The following is a 16,096-nucleotide window of genomic DNA, read 5'->3' as shown; positions in this document are numbered from 1 at the left end:
TTGCTCATGTCGTGCTTGCTCTGCATCCGTAGCGAGCTGTGAAGTTGTGGCTGTGCTGACAATGTTCAGTTGTGGCTGTGCTCGGTGGTGACGGTGTTCAGTTGTGGCTGTGCAGACCGACCGGGCTCCCGGCTCCCCTCCGGAGGAGAGCCCGATCAGCCGGACTGGGCGAGCAGCATCACGAGGATCACGGCGCCGATGCCGCCGATCGCGGCGCTCTTGGTCTTGACGCCGACGGTGAGAGCGACGAAGGCGACGATGCCCATGGCGCCCAGCTTCCACTGGACGAGCGCTTCGAAGCCGACCGCGAGGGCGGCGATGACGAGGGCGATGAGCGGCATGGCGGTCCCCCTGTTTTCGGGACGGTGGCCAACCTTGTGGAAGTTTGACCATGTTGCTCAAGTTGGCGACCAACTTCACTGTACTTCTCTCCACTTGGAAGCGACTCATAACCACCTTTCCTTGAACTGCCCAAAGATGGCGGGAAGTTGTAGTGTTTGGTCGTGGACCCGAAACACCCCGCCGTCAATGGGCGGAAGAGGTCACAGCGGCCACAGAGGACACATCGCGAGGTGGCCGACGAGCTGCGTGCCCGGATCCGGTCCGGGGCACTGCGGCCGGGCCAGCGCATGCCCACCCAGGCGAGGCTCGCCGACGAGTTCGGGGTCGAGCGGGGGGTCGTACGGCAGGCTCTGCACATCCTGCAGTCGGAGCACCTGCTGACCAACGTTTCCAAGGGCAGCCCGGCGACCGTGGCTCCCGACCTGGGCCCGGGCGGGTCGCCGACCGGTCCCGGGGCCCCGCCGCTTCCCACCACGGCGGCCCTCGCCCCCCGTATCGCGGCCGCCTTCGCGGCGCCGCACGTCGAGATCGACGCCCTCTGTCTGACCTCGGTCTCCCTCACGCTCGCCATCGGTGAGCCGCTGCGCCAGATCCACGCCGGGGAGCTGAAACCGGCCAAGATCGACGTCCGGGTGCTGCTGCCGAGCCGCGACATCGACCTCGCCTTCCCGGTCCCGGTCGAGGACCACGGCTACGGTCCGCCGGTCCAGAAGCTCTGGCTGGCCCACCGCAACGCCCAGGGCCAGGTGCTGAGGCACAACCTGCTGGCCCTGCGCACCACCCACGGCATCGACGTGCACGTCTCCTTCCGCGCGCTGCCCTTCACCCCGCCCGTGAAGCTGTACCTGCTCAACGGCGAGGAGGCCCTCTTCGCGTACTACACGCTGACGCGGCGCGCGGCGGAGTTCGACCACGAGCAACTGGAGATGTACGACGCCGAGGGCACACGGTCGATGCTGTTCGCCTTCGCGCAGGGCGCCGGTCTGCGCGACACGACGTTCGTGGAACAGTCCCACCTGTGGTTCAACGCACTGTGGGAGACGATCAGTTCGGAGCTGCTGCTCACGAGCTGATGTCTCCCACAGTGGCTGATCGGGGTACCGGTCGCTCATACGAGGACGTGGGTTCGGTCACAGGGCGGGCCGGGTGACCAGCAACGCGAGCATGACCGCCCCGACGGAGCTGACGGCCGGGCTCTTGGCCTTGATGCCTACGGTGAGCAGCAGCAGGCCGATGATGCCGGCGATGCCGTACTTCCACTGGACGGTCTGCTCGACGCCGACGACGAACACGGCGCAGAGGAGGGCGAGGACTGGCACGGTGGTTCCCCCTTCGGGCTTCCGGGGCGGGACGGACGGATCAGGAGGCAAAACTTCCGCCAACTCGACGAAGTTGGCAACCAACTATGGTTATGTTGTCCCCACTTGGCAGCTGTCCATAAACAACTTTCAAACAACTCCCCACAGATGGATCGAAGTTGTAGCGTTTGGTCGTGACCCAGGAGAACGTGGCAGTGAATGGCAGCAGAAGGCTCTCCCCCCAGGAAATCGCCGACATCCTGCGCGAACGCATCCGCGTGGGTGACCTCAAGGCGGGTCAGCGCCTCCCCACCCAGGCGGAACTCGCCGACGAGTTCAGCGTGGAGCGGGGCACCGTGCGACAGGCCCTGCGGGTGCTCCAGGAGGACGGGCTGCTCAGCAACGTGAGCAAGGGGAGTCCCCCGCGGATCGCGGAGGTCACCCCGGCCAGCGAGGAGCCCCAGCCGACCATGGTCGGCCTGGCCTCCCGCCTCACGGCGGCCTTCTCCGCGCCCGAGGTGCGCATCGACGCGGCGTGCCTCACGGCCGAGTCGCTGATGCTGGCCCTGGGAGAGCCGATCCGCCACATCCACGAGGGCCGCATCCGCCCCCGTACCATCGACGCCCGCATCCTCCTGCCGTCCCGGGACATCACCCTGGCCTTCCCGGTCCAGGTCGACGGTGGCGACGGTGGCGGCGACGACGATCCGGTCCACCAGCGCTGGCTGGACATGCGCAACGCCCAGGGTCACGTCCTGCGCCACAACCTCCGAGCCCTGCGCTCCTCGCACGGCATCGACGTGCACATCTCCTTCCGCGCCCTGCCGTTCACCCCGCCGGTGAAGCTGTACCTCCTCAACGGCACGGAGGCGCTCATGGCGTACTACATGGTCACGCGCCGCGAGGAGCCCTCGGACCATGGAACCCTCGACATGTACGACGTCCTGGGCACCGAATCCCTCCTCTTCTCCTTCGACAGCGCGGCCGGCCCGCGCGACGCCGCATTTGTGGAGGAATCCCAGAAGTGGTTCGACGCCCTCTGGGAAACCATCACGACGGACCTGACACTCTCCTAGTGACCTCTGATACGACGCAGACTGATCAGGCGACAGCGGAGACAGACGACAAGACCGAGAACCTGGGTGAACTGATCGCAGGTGCTCGGGTCGTGCTGTGGGACTTCGACGGTCCGATCTGCCGCCTGTTCGCGGGGCATTCGGCGGAGCGGGTGGCGGTGGACCTCGTGGGGTGGCTCCAAGGGCGTGGCCTGCACGGCCTGTTGAGCGAGTCCGAACGCAAATCCCTCGATCCGCATATCGTCCTGCGGGCCGTCGACCGCAGACACCCCGGCAGTGATCTGGTGGACGAGTTGGAGGAACGTCTCACCCAGGAGGAACTGCGGGCCACCCCCTCGGCGATGCCCACACCGTATGCGGACCCGCTGATACGCACCTGGATGGCGGTGGGTTCCCGGCTGGCGATCGCCACCAACAACTCCCCCCGGGTGGTGCGCACCTACCTCTCCGGTCGCGGCCTCACCTCGTGCTTCGCCCCGCACATCTACGGCCGCACCCAGGAACTGAACCGCCTCAAGCCGGATCCGCACTGCCTGAACCGGGCTCTGAACGCGATGGGTTCGGCACCCTCGACGGCACTGATGATCGGCGACACCCCCTCGGACCTGCTCGCCGCCAATGAGGCCGGCGTTCCGTTTCTGGGCTACGCGCGTAATGAGCACAAGGAAAAGCTTCTGAGGGACGCGGGCGCGACGGCGGTCGTCGACTCGCTGAAATCCGTGCTCGACCTGATCCGTACTCAGGCCTGAGTCATCAGCAGCGCGAACACCACGGCGGCCCCGATGGCGAGTCCGCCACGGCGCGCCCTTATGCCCACGCCGATCAGGAACAGGAGCACCACCCCGAGGGCACCGAGCTTCGCCTGCGCCAGCAAACCCAGGGAGAGCTCGCAGAGTCCTGTGAGTACGTGGAACACGAGCATGTCCATCCACCTCCCTTCCGCTTCCGGTGAAGCGCCCCAACTAGCCGTCCAATTGGACTGCCTTTCTTGAGGCTGGTCTGCCCCGTCCGATTGATCCCTTAACCAACAGGCCAATGCGACCGTCCAGTTGGCCAGTAATTGGTTTGGTGGTGGAGCGAAAGCGGTACGGTCCATACGTGGATGCACACCAGACCGGCGAGGGCGGCGGCAGGGAGTTCCAGCGGGTCGCCGACGAGTTGCGCGCGCGGATGACGGACGGGACGTATCCCCTTCGTTCCTTCCTGCCGTCACAGCGCGACCTGGCCGAGGAACTGGGAGTCTCCCGGGACACCGTGCAGCGGGCGCTGCGGGAGCTGGCCGACGAGGGCTGGGTCGAGTCACGGCAGGGCAGCGGGTCCCGGGTGGTCAAGACTCAGCGCATACAGTCCTCGGCGGCCAAGGCCACCAGATCGCGACACGGTATGACGCTGGGACCCCTCATCAGTGAGGCCTTCGAACAGGACGAAGTCACCCTGGACGTCTATACGCTGACGTCTGAATCCCTGGACGCGCACATCCGGCTCCAGGTGGAGCGCATCCGCAGCGGCGCCATCACGCCCCAGCACATCGCCCTGCGCATGCTCCTGCCGGACGTGACGCTGCCGCTGCCCTACCCGCGCGTCAAGAACGACAAGAACGACCCGCGCCTGCGGGAACGCCTGCGCACGATCACCGAGTTGCACACGGAGTCACTCGAGGGGTTGCTGAGAGATCTGCAGACCGAAGGGCTGGTGCCGTTCGTCGACGTACAGATCCGTCACGCGCCGTTGACCCCGGCCTTCAAGCTCTACCTGTTCAACGGCGTCGAGGCACTGCACGGGCCGTACGAAGTGATCGAGCGCAAGATCGTACTGGACTCCGGCGAGGTCACCGCGCTCGACGTTCTGGGCTTCGGTGCCACCCTCACTCACCACGTGAAGAAGGACGGGGACGCGAACTCGCCGGGCACCGTCTTCGTCGACAGCATGCAGAAATGGTTCGACTCGGTCTGGGACCTGCTCTCCGAATAGCCGGGTCTGGTCGAGGATGGGTCCGGCGGCTTGCTAGCATGCCCCGCACACTGAGCAAACGCTCGCCTTCGTCCGTATGAACGGCCAACAGGCCAACCACGAGCGACGTCGAACGGCTGGGCACGGACCTCGCGCGGAAGAGTGGCAAACCACCCGTTGTGGCCACGTCGGCGTCGCTCCGTCATGCGTGACTCTCGACGCGAGCTTACGGTTTGCCATAGCTTCCCCCTTCTCGTACCCGGAGCAGCCAGTGGGCGCACTTCTCGATCCCCGTCCTGTCGGGGAGCGCGCCACGCTCGACGACACCTACCAAGCCTTCGTGGGATGGGCCGCCGCGGAGGGCCAGTCGGCAAGCGGGTACCACAACCAGAACTACGTTCTGCCTCTGACGGAACCCATGGCGCGCGCGCTCCGGCGTCCGGTCGGCACGTCCGTCACCGTTCGGATCCGGCGCAGCGACGTGCTCCCCGTGGTGATCAGGACCTGGCAGGACGAGGGGGAGATCCTCGCCGCGATCAAGGGGGTCCTGCCGCACGTGCCGGAGTGCCTCGTCCAGCGGGAACACTTCGCGATCCACAGCCATGTGGAAGGGGTACCGCTCTCTGCCGTCTGTGCGAACGGCAAGCCGGTCGACACTCTGCTCATCAAGGCGCTGGCAGGCCTGCTCGCCCAGATGACCCAGGTGCGGCGCGGTGCGCTGCCGGCGCTGCCGTCGGTCTGGCCGCGCAACGACACCGACAGCCAGGGGTTCCTGCGGACCCTCGCGCATCTGGCGGACCGGCAGATCAGGCGGCCCAACCGGGCGGTCTTCGGAGGGCTGTTCGCGTCGCTCGGCATCCCCGAGGATGCCCTGCTCCGGCTGGCCGAACGGGTCCCCGCCATGGCCCGGCGACCGTACAGCCTGCTCCACGCCGACCTGCACCGCGACAACCTGATCGTGTCGTACGGCGGTGCGCCGCCGCTCATCTGCGTCGACTGGGAGCTGGCGACCTACGGCGACCCCCTGCACGACCTCGCGACCCATCTCGTGCGCATGCAGTACCCGCCGCACCAGTGGGACGAGGTGGTCGAGGCGTGGGCGGAGGCCATGCAACGTACTCGTCCCGCCGCCGTGAACGGCCTGGCCCGGGACCTGCGCCACTACGTCGCCTTCGAGCGGGCGCAGTCCGTCTACCCGGACGTGATGCGGGCCGCACGGTTCCTGGAGGAGACCCGCACCCAGAAGAGCCTGAACGAGGCGACGGCGGAGGTGCGCCGCGCCCTCGAAGCGGCCGCGGAGCCGTTGCGACTCACCAATCTGCCGGGTGAGCTGGAGATCGAGCGGGCTCTGTTCCGGTGGCTGACGTCCCGCAGCGGTGGTTCCTACGACGGTCAGGGACGCCTTGTGCAGACCTTCCGCTGGGAGCCGGACCGGCGTCTTCCCGAGCATCCGGACTTTCCCGTCTCCGCCGTGCGGGAGGCCCTGGTGGCTGAGGGGGCCGCTCCTGCGGGCCGCGTGTTCAAGGGGACCGCGCACCTCAACACCGTGGTCCGGGTGCCGAGCATCGATTTTCCCGTGGTCGTGCGGCGCAAGCTGCCCGACGTGTGCCGCCGGGAGCGCAGTTTTCTCAGTGAACACGCCGTGCTGAGGGCCATCGAGCAGGCCGACATCGCCGTGGCGGCGCCGAGGGCCCTGGCTCTGGGCGAGAGCTATCCGAACGACCGCTTCGCCATTCACACCTACGTCGGACCGCGGGACATCGACAAGCCCCTCCGCCATCCGGAGCACGGGCTGCTGCCGCACGAGGCGGACGCGCTCGTCGATCAACTCTGCGCTCTGACACGCGTGAAGTACAAGCAGGTCGACCCGACATCCGGGGAAGGCAACTTCCACCACTGGCTGAGGGGGCAACTTGTCACCCTGGTAGGCGAGTTGCCGAAGGAGTCGCAGCAACTCGCCCGGCTGCTCGGGCTGCCCGAAGCGGACCGCCTGCAGGCGATCCTGTCCCGGCACGAGGTGAGCCACCGAAAGCCGGCCCTGCTGCACGGCGACCTGAACCCGTGGAACCTGGTCCGGCGGGACGACCTCCTGGCGCTGACCATCATCGACTGGGAGATGGCCCTGGTCGGCGATCCGCTCTATGACCTGGTCCGGCACATGCACCTCACCCCGACACGACCGGAGATCCGGGACCGGATGTTCCGTCGCTGGGAGAAGAAACTGCCGCCCGAGTACACGCGCGACTGGCGCCAGGACTGGCGTGTGTACCGCTGGATCGAGATCGTCCGGTCCGCGTACATCGACCTCGACCGCATCGTGACGGGCGCGAGCCTGGACGCCCCCAACGTCAAGCGGGCGGTCGACTCCTACGCCGTGACCCTGGCGGTCGCCACGGGTTCCCTCGGCCTGCCGGTCCGCCCGACGGCGAACCCCCATCTTGCCCGGGCCCTGGCCTAGCGAGCCCATAGCCCGGCCGACCACGGGATGGTGCGTACGCTCACCGCATGGCTGAGAACGGCGAGGCGGGCGCGGTCGGGCTTCGCGAGCGCAAGAAGCAGCGGATGTACGAGACCGTGTCGGAGATCGCGATCCGCCTGTTCCTGGAGAAGGGCTTCGACGCGGTGTCCGTCGCCGAGGTGGCCGCCGCGGCGGAGATCTCGAAGCCGACCCTTTTCCGGTACTTCCCGGCGAAGGAGGACCTGGTGCTGCACCGGTTCGCCGATCACGAGGGGGAGGCCGCGCGGGTGGTGACGGGGCAGGAGGCGCCGCCCCTCGTGGCGCTGCGGCGGCACTTTCTCGCCGGGCTGGAGCGGTGCGACCCCGTCACCGGGCTCAATGACCATCCCCAGGTGCTCGCCTTCCACGCTCTGCTCTACGGGACGCCCGCGCTCGTCGCCCGGCTGTACGGGTTCCAGGAGCGGTCGGAGGCCGCGCTGGCCGAGGCGCTCGGCGGTGGGCTGGAGGCGCGGCTGGCGGCAGGGCAGATCGTGGCCGTGCAGCGGATCCTCGCGCTGGAGAACTGGCGGCGGATCGCGGAGGGGGAGCGGGCGGCGGACGTGCGGGGGGACGCGGTGGCCGCGGCGCAGCGGGCGTTCGGCGTGCTGGAGGCGGGGTTGCCGCACTTGGCGGGAGCGAGTCAGTAAGCGATACCGAGTAAAAAATTTAACTCGGTTACGTTATTCCGCTACGCTCGCTGGAATGACGTCACCCGACCCTTCCCTTCAGGACGCCCTCCGCCGCGAACGCGCCCACCACGACCGTTGCCGCGCCGCCCTGACCGCCATGGTCGACGGGGCCGGGGAACACGTCGTCACCGGCGAGGACGTCTCCGCCTCCGGTGCCGACGCCGAGGTCCTGGGGTACCGGCTGCGCAGCCGCGCCAAGGAGATGCGGGAACTGCCCGAGGGCCCGTTGTTCTTCGGGCGGCTGGACTTCGCGGGTGGCGAGCACGCCGGGCAGGAGTACCACCTCGGGCGGCTGCGGATCAGCGAGCACCCCGCCGCCCCGCCCCTCGTCGTCGACTGGCGCGCCCCGGTCTCCCGCGCCTTCTACCAGGCGAGCGCCGGCGACCCGCAGGGCGTCGCCGTCCGCCGCCGCTTCGGCTGGGCGCCCGGCAGCCGGGGCGACTCCGCCGACCTCACGGGGCTGGAGGACGAACACCTCGGCCGGGGCGAGAGCCGCGCGAGCGACATCGTCGCCCGGGAGATCGAGCGCCCCCGCGTGGGGCCCATGCGGGACATCGCCGCGACCATCCAGCCCGAGCAGGACGATCTCGTCCGGGGGGACCTGGCCGTGTCGGTGTGCGTCCAGGGCGCCCCGGGCACCGGCAAGACCGCGGTCGGCCTGCACCGGGCCGCCTACCTGCTCTACACCCACCCGCAGCGCATCCGGCGCGGCGGCCTGCTGATCCTCGGGCCCAACCGCACCTTCCTCTCGTACATCGCGGCGGTCCTGCCGGCCCTGGGCGAGACGGGCGTGCGGCAGTCGACGCTCCTGGAGGAGATCGCCCGGCACCCGGTCGGCGGTGCCGACGACGAGCGGACGGCCGTCGTCAAGCACGACGCCCGGATGGCGCAGGTGCTGCGGCGGGCGCTGTACGCGCGAGTGTCGGCCGAGGGGACGGCCGGGGAGCTCGCGGTGCCCGACGGGTCGTACCGCTGGCGGGTGCCCGCCGGCGAACTCGCGCGGATCCTGGAGGGCGTCCGGGCGCAGGAGCCGCCGTACGGCGTCGGGCGGGAACGGGTGCGCAGCCGGGTCGTGCGGTATGTGCAGCTGCGGGCCGAGCGGCGGGCGGGACCGCAGAACGCCGCCTGGGTGCAGCGGATCTCGCGGTCGCGGGCGGTCGGGGAGTACGTCGACGCCGTGTGGCCGCGGGTCCGGCCCGAGGAGGTGGTGACCGAACTCCTCACCGACCGCGAGGCGTTGGCCGCTGCCGCCGACGGGCTGCTGGACGCCGACGAGCAGAAGGCCCTGCTCTGGGCGAGGCCGCCGCGCTCGTGGAAGTCGGCACGCTCGTCGGCCGCCGACCTCGTCCTCCTCGACGAGGTCGCCGGGCTCGTCGAGCATCCGCAGGCCTACGGCCATCTCGTCGTCGACGAGGCACAGGACCTCTCCCCGATGGAGTGCCGGGCGATCGCCCGCCGGGCCTCCTTCGGCTCGCTCACGGTCCTCGGCGACCTCGCGCAGGGCACCACGCCCTGGGCGGCCCGGTCCTGGACCACGACCCTGCACCACCTGGGAAAACCGGACGCGGCCGTCGTACCGCTGGCGACCGGCTTCCGCGTGCCGAAGGCCGTCGTGGCCCTCGCCAACCGGCTGCTGGCGAAACTGGACGTGGACGTTCCGGCGGGGGAGTCGCTGCGCGGGGACGGCCGGCTGCGGATCCGCCCGGTTCCGGCCGGTGACCTGCTCGGCGCGGTCGTGGACGCCGTACGGGACGCGTCGGCGCACGAGGGGTCCGTCGGGGTGGTCGCGGCCGACGCGGACGTCGACCGGGTGCGGGGGGCGCTCGAGGCGGCCGGGATCCCGGCCGCGGGCCCGGACACACCGGCCGCCCGCGTGAGCGTCGTCCCCGCGACCCTCGTCAAGGGCCTCGAGTACGACCATGTCGTCGCCGTCGAGCCCGCCGCCGTCGCGGAGGCGGAGGAGCGGGGGCTGCACCGGCTGTACGTGGTGCTCACGCGGGCGGTGTCCCGGCTGGAGGTGGTGCACGCACGGCCGCTGCCCTTCTAGTGCCCCAACAGACAACGTTCGCCCCGTCGCGGCGCCCGGCACGCACTCTCGCCGCACCGGCCGAAAGCCCAAGTACGTCCGGTCCATCGACGGGGCCTTCCGGCCGGCACTCCCCCAGAGCACGCACCGGACGCCGCACCTTGACGGGCAAACGTTGCCTGCCGGGGCACTAGACGCCCGCCGGAGTCCCTCTCACGCGTCGAGAAGCGGGATCAACTGCTCCTCCTCGTACGTCAGATGGGCCTCCAGCTCCGCCGTCAGGCGCTCGACCTCGACGCGGGCGGCGGCCGGGTCCGCTTCCTCGGCGGTCACGACCCGGCGCAGATCCTCGACGAGGGCGGCGATCCGCTCGTGCTCCGCGCTCAGCCGCGCCAGCGTGGGAGCGGCCTCGGGGTGACGGTCGGCGAGGACCGGGAACATGCCGATGTCCTCGCCGGTGTGGTGGTTGTGCAGGCCGTGGCAGAAGGTCAGACAGTTGACGCGCAGTTGCGCCCCGAGCGTCGGCGTGCCTGAGCCGTTCGCGCTCATCTCCTGCCGGATCTGGGCGAGTTCGCGCCGGAAGGCGTCGTGGACGACCTTGATCGCCTCACCCATGGACCGGGCGTTGATGTTCGGCGGGCCGCCCTGCGCGATCTCGTACAGGGCGACCACGGGGATCACCCGCTCCGTCTTCTCCTGGTACGCCGCCCAGCCCGGGTCCGCCTCGACGGCCCGCGCGAAGGCCCGCTCCCGCTCCTCGCCCTCCAGTACGACGGCCCGCGCCTCGTACGTGAACGCGCCGCTCTCCACGGTCGCCCGGGGATGCGCGAGCAGGTTGGTGTACCAGTGCGGATGCCTGGGCGCGCCGCCCGCCGAGGCGATGACGAGGATGCGCTCACCGCCGTCGGGGAGGTAGCCGACGGGGGTGGTGTGCGGGCTGCCGGTACGGGCGCCGGTGGTGGTGAGCAGGATCAGGCGGGCGCCTTCGAAATAGCCGTCCACACGGCCCTTGTTGGCGCGGAACTCCTCGATGACGGGCTGGTTGAAGTCGTTGGGCATGGTGTTGTCTTCCTTCTCTGTCGCTGTTTCCGTCCTGGGGGATGCGCGGAAATACGCAGAGAAGAAGGCGGGCTCCTGGCCCGCCACGGCCTCACTCAGAGGCCGGGCACCCAACTCGCTCACGGCACGAGGCCGACCCGGCAGTCATGGGAGGGACGGTAGCGGCCCCCGCACGACTGCCGCCATCGGGTTTTCCAGGACGCCTCAGCGGCGGCCCAGCAACTCCGTGACGCGGATGAACCCGTCCGTGCCGTGGCCCAGTCCGACGACCCGGCGGGCCAGACCCTCGGTCGCGCGCATCACGCTCGCGTCGATGCCGTGGGACTCGGAGGCGTGGACGATGTGCGCCATCGTCGACACCGCCGAGGTGATCGGGTTGAGTTCGCCGGAGAAGGAACCGCTGTCGACGTCCCGCGCGAACTCCTCGAAGAGCGCCGGGAGGATCGCGGCGATGCCCTGGGCGAACGGAGCGAACTCCCGGGCGGTGATGCCCTCCGCCCGTGCCACCGCCAGGGCGTGCGCGTAACCCGACATCGCCGTCCAGAAGACGTCGAGCAGGGCGATGTCGTAGGAGGCGGCCCGGCCGATCTCCTCACCGAGGTGGGTGTGGGTGCCGCCCAGCGCGTCCAGCACGGCCCGGTGCTCCTGGTAGAGCTCCTCGGGGCCGCTGTGCAGGAACACCGCCTCGGGCGTCCCGATGGTCGTGGTCGGCGTCATGATCGCGCCGTCGAGATAGCGGATGCCGTGGTCGGCGGCCCAGCCGGCCGTGTCCCGGGCGCGGTCGGGGGTGTCGGCGGTCAGGTTCACGACGGTGCGGCCCTTGAGGGCGTCGGTGACCGCCTCGCCCCGCAGGACGGCGTCGGCCGCGTCGTAGTTCACCACGCAGACGACGGTCAGCGCGCTCGCGGCGACCGCCTCCGCCGCCGACCGCGCGGACACGGCCCCACGGTCGACCAGTTCCCGCTCCTTCCCCGGCGTGCGGTTCCAGACCGTGACCCGCAGCCCCGCGTCCAGCAACGCGCCGGCGAGGGCGCGGCCCATCGGCCCCAGTCCGAGGACGGTGACGGCAGACTGGTCGGTGGACTTGGACATGCTTGAACTCCTTTGTAAACACTGACGATTCACGACTGAGCGTGACGAAAGGGGCGAGGATGACGCGTGCGCGTGCCCGGGACCTGAACGTGTGTGGAGTGACCGCCGCGATCTCCGTGATCGACGGCAAGTGGAAGACCGCGCTGCTGTGGCTGCTGGAGTCCGGCCCGTACCGACCGGGTGAGCTGCGGAGACAGCTGCCCGGGCTCAGCGAGAAGGTGCTGACTCAGGCCCTGCGCGAGATGGAGGAGGACGGCTTGGTGCACCGGGAGGTGCACGACGTGCTGCCGCTCAGGACCGAGTACTCCCTGACCGGGTTCGGCCGTGAACTCTCCGAGGCTCTGGCCCCCCTTTCGGACTGGGGCCACCGTCGCCTGGAGAAGCTGGCGGGCCCGCTGGTGGCCGACGGCTGACCGGCCACCACCAGCCTCGGCCGTGCGGCCGGAGCTGCCAAGTACCCACAAAAAAGTGGGTACTTGGCGCCCCGTCCCAGCCGCGTCCGGGCATCGCGGGGTGCGCCTGCGCGGTCGGCCTGGCCGCCGCGGCTCGCGCGCTGCCCGCGCGGGAGCCGGTCAGGTGCCGACGTAGGCCGCGAGGTGCTCGCCGGTGAGGGTGGAGCGGGCGGCGACGAGGTCGGCGGGTGTGCCCTCGAAGACGATCTCGCCGCCGTCGTGGCCGGCGCCGGGGCCGAGGTCGATGATCCAGTCGGCGTGCGCCATGACCGCCTGGTGGTGCTCGATGACGATGACCGACTTGCCGGAGTCGACGAGCCGGTCGAGCAGGCCGAGCAACTGCTCGACGTCGGCGAGGTGGAGGCCGGTGGTCGGCTCGTCGAGCACGTAGACGGACCGACCGGGCTGGTCTCCGCCCTTCTCGGCCATGTGGGTGGCCAGCTTGAGCCGCTGCCGTTCGCCGCCGGACAGCGTGGTCAGCGGCTGGCCGAGGCTGAGGTAGCCGAGCCCGACGTCGGCGAGCCGGTCGAGGATGCGGTGCGCGGCCGGCGTACGCGCCTCGCCGGTGCTGAAGAACTCCTCGGCCTCGGTCACCGACATCGCGAGCACCTCGCTGATGTCACGGCCGCCGAGGTGATGGTCCAGGACCGATGCCTCGAACCGCTTCCCCTCGCAGTCCTCGCAGGTGGTGGCCACGCCGGCCATCATCGCCAGGTCGGTGTAGATGACTCCGGCGCCGTTGCAGGTGGGGCAGGCGCCCTCGGAGTTGGCGCTGAACAGCGCCGGCTTCACGCCGTTGGCCTTCGCGAACGCCTTGCGGATCGGGTCGAGCAGTCCGGTGTACGTCGCCGGGTTGCTCCGTCGCGAGCCGCGGATCGCGCTCTGGTCGATCGACACCACGCCCTCGCCGGCCGGGATCGACCCGTGCACCAGCGAGCTCTTGCCGGAACCGGCGACGCCGGTGATGACCGTGAGCACCCCGAGCGGGATGTCGACGTCCACGTCGCGCAGGTTGTTCGCCGTCGCGCCGCGGATCTCCAGCGTGCCGGTGGGCTTGCGTACCACCTCCTTGAGGGAGGCCCGGTCGTCGAAATGGCGGCCGGTGATGGTGCCGCTGGTACGCAGCCCCTCGACGGTGCCCTCGAAGCAGACGGTGCCGCCCCCCGTACCGGCGCCGGGACCGAGGTCGACGACGTGGTCGGCGATCGCGATCGTCTCCGGCTTGTGCTCCACGACGAGCACCGTGTTGCCCTTGTCCCGCAGCCTCAGCAGCAGGTTGTTCATCCGCTGGATGTCATGCGGGTGCAGTCCGATGGTGGGCTCGTCGAAGACGTAGGTGACGTCGGTGAGCGAGGAGCCGAGGTGGCGGATCATCTTGACGCGCTGCGCCTCACCGCCCGACAGCGTGCCCGACGGCCGCTCCAGCGAGAGATAGCCGAGACCGATCTCCACGAACGAGTCGAGGCTGTGCTGCAGCGCGGCGATCAGCGGCGCCACCGACGGCTCGTCGAGATCGCGGAGCCAGGCGGCCAGGTCCCTGATCTCCATCGCACAGGCGTCGGCGATGGAGATCTTCCCGATCTTCGAGGCCCGGGCACCCTCGCTGAGCCGGGTGCCGTCGCACTCCGGGCACACGGCGAACGTCGTCGCCCGCTCCACGAACGCGCGGATGTGCGGCTGCAGCGCTTCGATGTCCTTGGACAGCATCGACTTCTGGATCTTCGGGATCAGACCCTCGTACGTCAGGTTGATGCCGTCGACCTTGATCTTGGTCGGCTCCTTGTGGAGGAGGTCGTGCAGCTGCCGCTTCGTGAACGTGCGGATCGGCTTGTCCGGGTCGAAGAAGCCGCAGCCGGCGAAGATCCGGCCGTACCAGCCGTCCATGCTGTAGCCGGGGATCGTGAGCGCGCCCTCGTTGAGCGACTTGGAGTCGTCGTAGAGCTGGGTGAGGTCGATGTCGGAGACCGTGCCCCGGCCCTCGCAGCGTACGCACATGCCGCCCGTGCGGTTGAACGTCGCCTTCACCGCCTTCTTGGCGCCGCGCTCCACCGTGATGGCGCCGCTCGCCCGGACCGAGGCGGTGTTGAAGGAGTACGCGCTGGGCGGGCCGATGTGCGGCTTCCCGAGCCGGCTGAAGAGGATGCGCAGCAGCGCGTTGACGTCGGTGGCGGTGCCGACCGTGGAGCGGGGGTCGGCGCCCATCCGCTGCTGGTCGACGATGATCGCGGTCGTCAGCCCTTCGAGTACGTCGACCTCGGGCCGCGCCAGCGTCGGCATGAAGCCCTGCACGAAGGTGCTGTAGGTCTCGTTGATCATCCGCTGCGACTCCGCGGCGAGCGTGCTGAAGACCAGAGAGCTCTTGCCCGAGCCGGAGACGCCGGTGAACACCGTCAGCCGGCGCTTCGGGATCTCGAGGCTGACGTCCTTGAGGTTGTTCACGCGCGCGCCCTGCACGCGGATCAGGTCGTGGCTGTCGGCAACGTGCAGCGCCGGCGGCTGCGTGTCCGTCCTCGTGACCGTGCTCATCGGTCCTCCATCTGTTGGGCGGGGCGCCTTCGCGGTCTGTGGCGGGTGCGATCGCCGGTGCGGTGGCCGGCCGGGGCCGGGCTCACGTGGCGGGGCGCTGGTTGAAGCGCAGCATGTTGCCCGCAGGATCGCGGAAGGCGCAGTCGCGAACCCCGTACGGCTGGTCGAACGGCTCCTGCAGCACCTCGGCGCCCGAGGCCTGGATGCGCTCGAATGTAGCGTCGACGTCGTCGGTCGAGAAGATGACGCCGCGCAGCACCCCCTTGGCCAGCAGCTCGGCCATGGCCTGCTTGTCGGCCGGCGAGGCGTTCGGGTCCGCGAGCGGCGGCTCGAGGACGATCTCCACGTCCGGCTGGGACGGCGAGCCGAGGGTCACCCAGCGCATCCCCTCGAACGCGACGTCATTGCGCACCTCGAGTCCGAGCACGTCCCGGTAGAACGCGAGCGCCTGGTCGTGGTCGTCGACGGCGATGAAGCATTGTGAGAGTTTGACGTCCATGCGGCCACGCTACGGGCGGGCGGCGTCCTTCGCTTCTCCGTTTCTGACGGCTTCCGCGGGACCCGCCGGCCCGGCCTTCCCGGCCGTTTCCCGGTCGCCTGCCGACTCCGCGTTCCGGGCCGCCCGGGTGTGCCTGACCGGTCGCGTGTAGACCTTGGCGACGCAGGCGGGGATGGCCGCGCCCTGGTCGTGCCGGCGCGCCCGGTACGAGCTCGGGCTCTCCCCCACCAGCTCGGTGAACCGCGAGCTGAACGACCCGAGCGAGGTGCAGCCGACGGCGAAGCAGACCTCCGTGACCGACAGGTCGCCGCGCCGCAGCAGTGCTTTGGCGCGCTCGATCCTGCGCGTCATCAGGTAGCTGTACGGACTCTCGCCGAAGGCGGCGCGGAAGCTGCGGGAGAAGTGGCCGGGCGACATGTGGGCCGCGCGTGCCAGCGCCGGGACGTCCAGCGGCTCCGCGTAGTGGCGGTCCATCTGATCGCGGGCCCGGCGGAGCCGGACCAGGTCCGCAAGCGTCACCGGACCGGCATGGTACGGCCGGTGCGCCCACTCCTTGCCATGCTCAACGTATAGCGCACCGGGGGGCTTGC

The 16,096-nt window shown here is 69.9% G+C and carries 16 protein-coding genes; 8 read left to right on the top strand and 8 right to left on the bottom strand.

Annotated elements, in window-relative coordinates; all coding sequences use genetic code 11:
• Positions 1–155 precede the first annotated feature (155 nt).
• Positions 156–341 carry a hypothetical protein gene (locus KUM49_RS13440; RefSeq protein WP_217237023.1) on the bottom strand — a complete coding sequence of 62 codons (186 nt, stop codon included), beginning with the start codon at positions 339–341 and terminating at the stop codon, positions 156–158.
• A gap of 156 nt (positions 342–497) precedes the next feature.
• Between KUM49_RS13440 and KUM49_RS13435 the strand changes: the two genes are divergently transcribed.
• Entirely contained in the window at positions 498–1,415 is a 918-nt protein-coding gene (locus tag KUM49_RS13435; RefSeq protein WP_217237022.1) for a GntR family transcriptional regulator, read from the top strand.
• A gap of 57 nt (positions 1,416–1,472) precedes the next feature.
• Here the strand turns inward: KUM49_RS13435 and KUM49_RS13430 are convergent, their stop codons facing one another.
• Positions 1,473–1,661 (bottom strand): hypothetical protein, encoded by a 189-nt coding sequence (locus tag KUM49_RS13430; RefSeq protein WP_217237021.1) that lies wholly within the window; start codon positions 1,659–1,661, stop codon positions 1,473–1,475.
• A gap of 167 nt (positions 1,662–1,828) precedes the next feature.
• On the opposite strand from KUM49_RS13430, the gene KUM49_RS13425 reads away from it, so the two are divergent.
• Both KUM49_RS13425 and KUM49_RS13420 read left to right on the top strand, forming a co-directional pair.
• Positions 1,829–2,716, top strand: a complete 888-nt coding sequence (locus tag KUM49_RS13425) for a GntR family transcriptional regulator (protein ID WP_217237020.1) — start codon at positions 1,829–1,831, stop codon at positions 2,714–2,716.
• The gene (locus KUM49_RS13420) at positions 2,716–3,465 is read left to right on the top strand and encodes an HAD family hydrolase (RefSeq protein WP_308406619.1); all 750 of its coding nucleotides are present in this window, start codon (positions 2,716–2,718) and stop codon (positions 3,463–3,465) included. The genes KUM49_RS13425 and KUM49_RS13420 overlap by 1 nt, the downstream gene beginning before the upstream one ends.
• On the opposite strand, the gene KUM49_RS13415 is transcribed toward KUM49_RS13420, so the two are convergent.
• Positions 3,456–3,644 (bottom strand): hypothetical protein, encoded by a 189-nt coding sequence (locus tag KUM49_RS13415; protein WP_308406618.1) that lies wholly within the window; start codon positions 3,642–3,644, stop codon positions 3,456–3,458. The genes KUM49_RS13420 and KUM49_RS13415 overlap by 10 nt on opposite strands.
• Positions 3,645–3,814: 170 nt before the next feature.
• On the opposite strand from KUM49_RS13415, the gene KUM49_RS13410 reads away from it, so the two are divergent.
• From KUM49_RS13410 to KUM49_RS13395, 4 genes are all read left to right on the top strand, one after another.
• Positions 3,815–4,687 carry a winged helix-turn-helix domain-containing protein gene (locus KUM49_RS13410; RefSeq protein ID WP_308406617.1) on the top strand — a complete coding sequence of 291 codons (873 nt, stop codon included), beginning with the start codon at positions 3,815–3,817 and terminating at the stop codon, positions 4,685–4,687.
• A gap of 250 nt (positions 4,688–4,937) precedes the next feature.
• Positions 4,938–7,124, top strand: coding sequence for an aminoglycoside phosphotransferase family protein (locus KUM49_RS13405; RefSeq protein WP_308406616.1), 2,187 nt, complete (start codon positions 4,938–4,940; stop codon positions 7,122–7,124).
• Between the two features lie 47 nt (positions 7,125–7,171).
• Positions 7,172–7,810: a TetR family transcriptional regulator gene (locus tag KUM49_RS49795; RefSeq protein WP_217237016.1), complete on the top strand. Its 639-nt coding sequence runs from the start codon at positions 7,172–7,174 to the stop codon at positions 7,808–7,810.
• Between the two features lie 55 nt (positions 7,811–7,865).
• On the top strand, positions 7,866–9,899 hold the full coding sequence (locus KUM49_RS13395) for an AAA family ATPase (protein WP_217237015.1): 2,034 nt from the start codon (positions 7,866–7,868) through the stop codon (positions 9,897–9,899).
• A 192-nt stretch (positions 9,900–10,091) separates the two neighbouring features.
• Here the strand turns inward: KUM49_RS13395 and KUM49_RS13390 are convergent, their stop codons facing one another.
• Positions 10,092–10,937 (bottom strand): nitroreductase/quinone reductase family protein, encoded by an 846-nt coding sequence (locus tag KUM49_RS13390; protein WP_217237014.1) that lies wholly within the window; start codon positions 10,935–10,937, stop codon positions 10,092–10,094.
• 204 nt (positions 10,938–11,141) lie between these two features.
• Positions 11,142–12,029 (bottom strand): NAD(P)-dependent oxidoreductase, encoded by an 888-nt coding sequence (locus KUM49_RS13385; protein ID WP_217237013.1) that lies wholly within the window; start codon positions 12,027–12,029, stop codon positions 11,142–11,144.
• A 59-nt stretch (positions 12,030–12,088) separates the two neighbouring features.
• On the opposite strand from KUM49_RS13385, the gene KUM49_RS13380 reads away from it, so the two are divergent.
• Entirely contained in the window at positions 12,089–12,442 is a 354-nt protein-coding gene (locus KUM49_RS13380) for a helix-turn-helix domain-containing protein (RefSeq protein WP_217237012.1), read from the top strand.
• A gap of 159 nt (positions 12,443–12,601) precedes the next feature.
• On the opposite strand, the gene KUM49_RS13375 is transcribed toward KUM49_RS13380, so the two are convergent.
• The 3 genes from KUM49_RS13375 to KUM49_RS13365 form a co-directional block, all read right to left on the bottom strand.
• Positions 12,602–15,007, bottom strand: coding sequence for an excinuclease ABC subunit UvrA (locus KUM49_RS13375; protein WP_217237011.1), 2,406 nt, complete (start codon positions 15,005–15,007; stop codon positions 12,602–12,604).
• Between the two features lie 82 nt (positions 15,008–15,089).
• Positions 15,090–15,506, bottom strand: a complete 417-nt coding sequence (locus KUM49_RS13370) for a VOC family protein (RefSeq protein ID WP_217237010.1) — start codon at positions 15,504–15,506, stop codon at positions 15,090–15,092.
• A gap of 9 nt (positions 15,507–15,515) precedes the next feature.
• Entirely contained in the window at positions 15,516–15,980 is a 465-nt protein-coding gene (locus KUM49_RS13365) for a helix-turn-helix transcriptional regulator (protein WP_217237079.1), read from the bottom strand.
• Positions 15,981–16,096 lie beyond the last annotated feature (116 nt).

Source organism: Streptomyces sp. AC555_RSS877 (assembly GCF_019049245.1).
Classification (GTDB): Bacteria; Actinomycetota; Actinomycetes; order Streptomycetales; family Streptomycetaceae; genus Streptomyces.
Note: the sequence above shows the minus strand (reverse complement) of the source record. Positions and strands in the feature narration are given on the sequence as shown.

Bases quoted from the DNA above. Each gene is read 5' to 3' on its own strand.
- KUM49_RS13380 (WP_217237012.1), top strand. From the start codon at position 12,089: ATGACGCGTGCGCGTGCCCGGGACCTGAACGTGTGTGGAGTGACCGCC.
- KUM49_RS13375 (WP_217237011.1), bottom strand. From the start codon at position 15,007: ATGAGCACGGTCACGAGGACGGACACGCAGCCGCCGGCGCTGCACGTT.
- KUM49_RS49795 (WP_217237016.1), top strand. From the start codon at position 7,172: ATGGCTGAGAACGGCGAGGCGGGCGCGGTCGGGCTTCGCGAGCGCAAG.
- KUM49_RS13370 (WP_217237010.1), bottom strand. From the start codon at position 15,506: ATGGACGTCAAACTCTCACAATGCTTCATCGCCGTCGACGACCACGAC.
- KUM49_RS13415 (WP_308406618.1), bottom strand. From the start codon at position 3,644: ATGGACATGCTCGTGTTCCACGTACTCACAGGACTCTGCGAGCTCTCC.
- KUM49_RS13395 (WP_217237015.1), top strand. From the start codon at position 7,866: ATGACGTCACCCGACCCTTCCCTTCAGGACGCCCTCCGCCGCGAACGC.
- KUM49_RS13385 (WP_217237013.1), bottom strand. From the start codon at position 12,029: ATGTCCAAGTCCACCGACCAGTCTGCCGTCACCGTCCTCGGACTGGGG.
- KUM49_RS13365 (WP_217237079.1), bottom strand. From the start codon at position 15,980: ATGGACCGCCACTACGCGGAGCCGCTGGACGTCCCGGCGCTGGCACGC.
- KUM49_RS13440 (WP_217237023.1), bottom strand. From the start codon at position 341: ATGCCGCTCATCGCCCTCGTCATCGCCGCCCTCGCGGTCGGCTTCGAA.
- KUM49_RS13390 (WP_217237014.1), bottom strand. From the start codon at position 10,937: ATGCCCAACGACTTCAACCAGCCCGTCATCGAGGAGTTCCGCGCCAAC.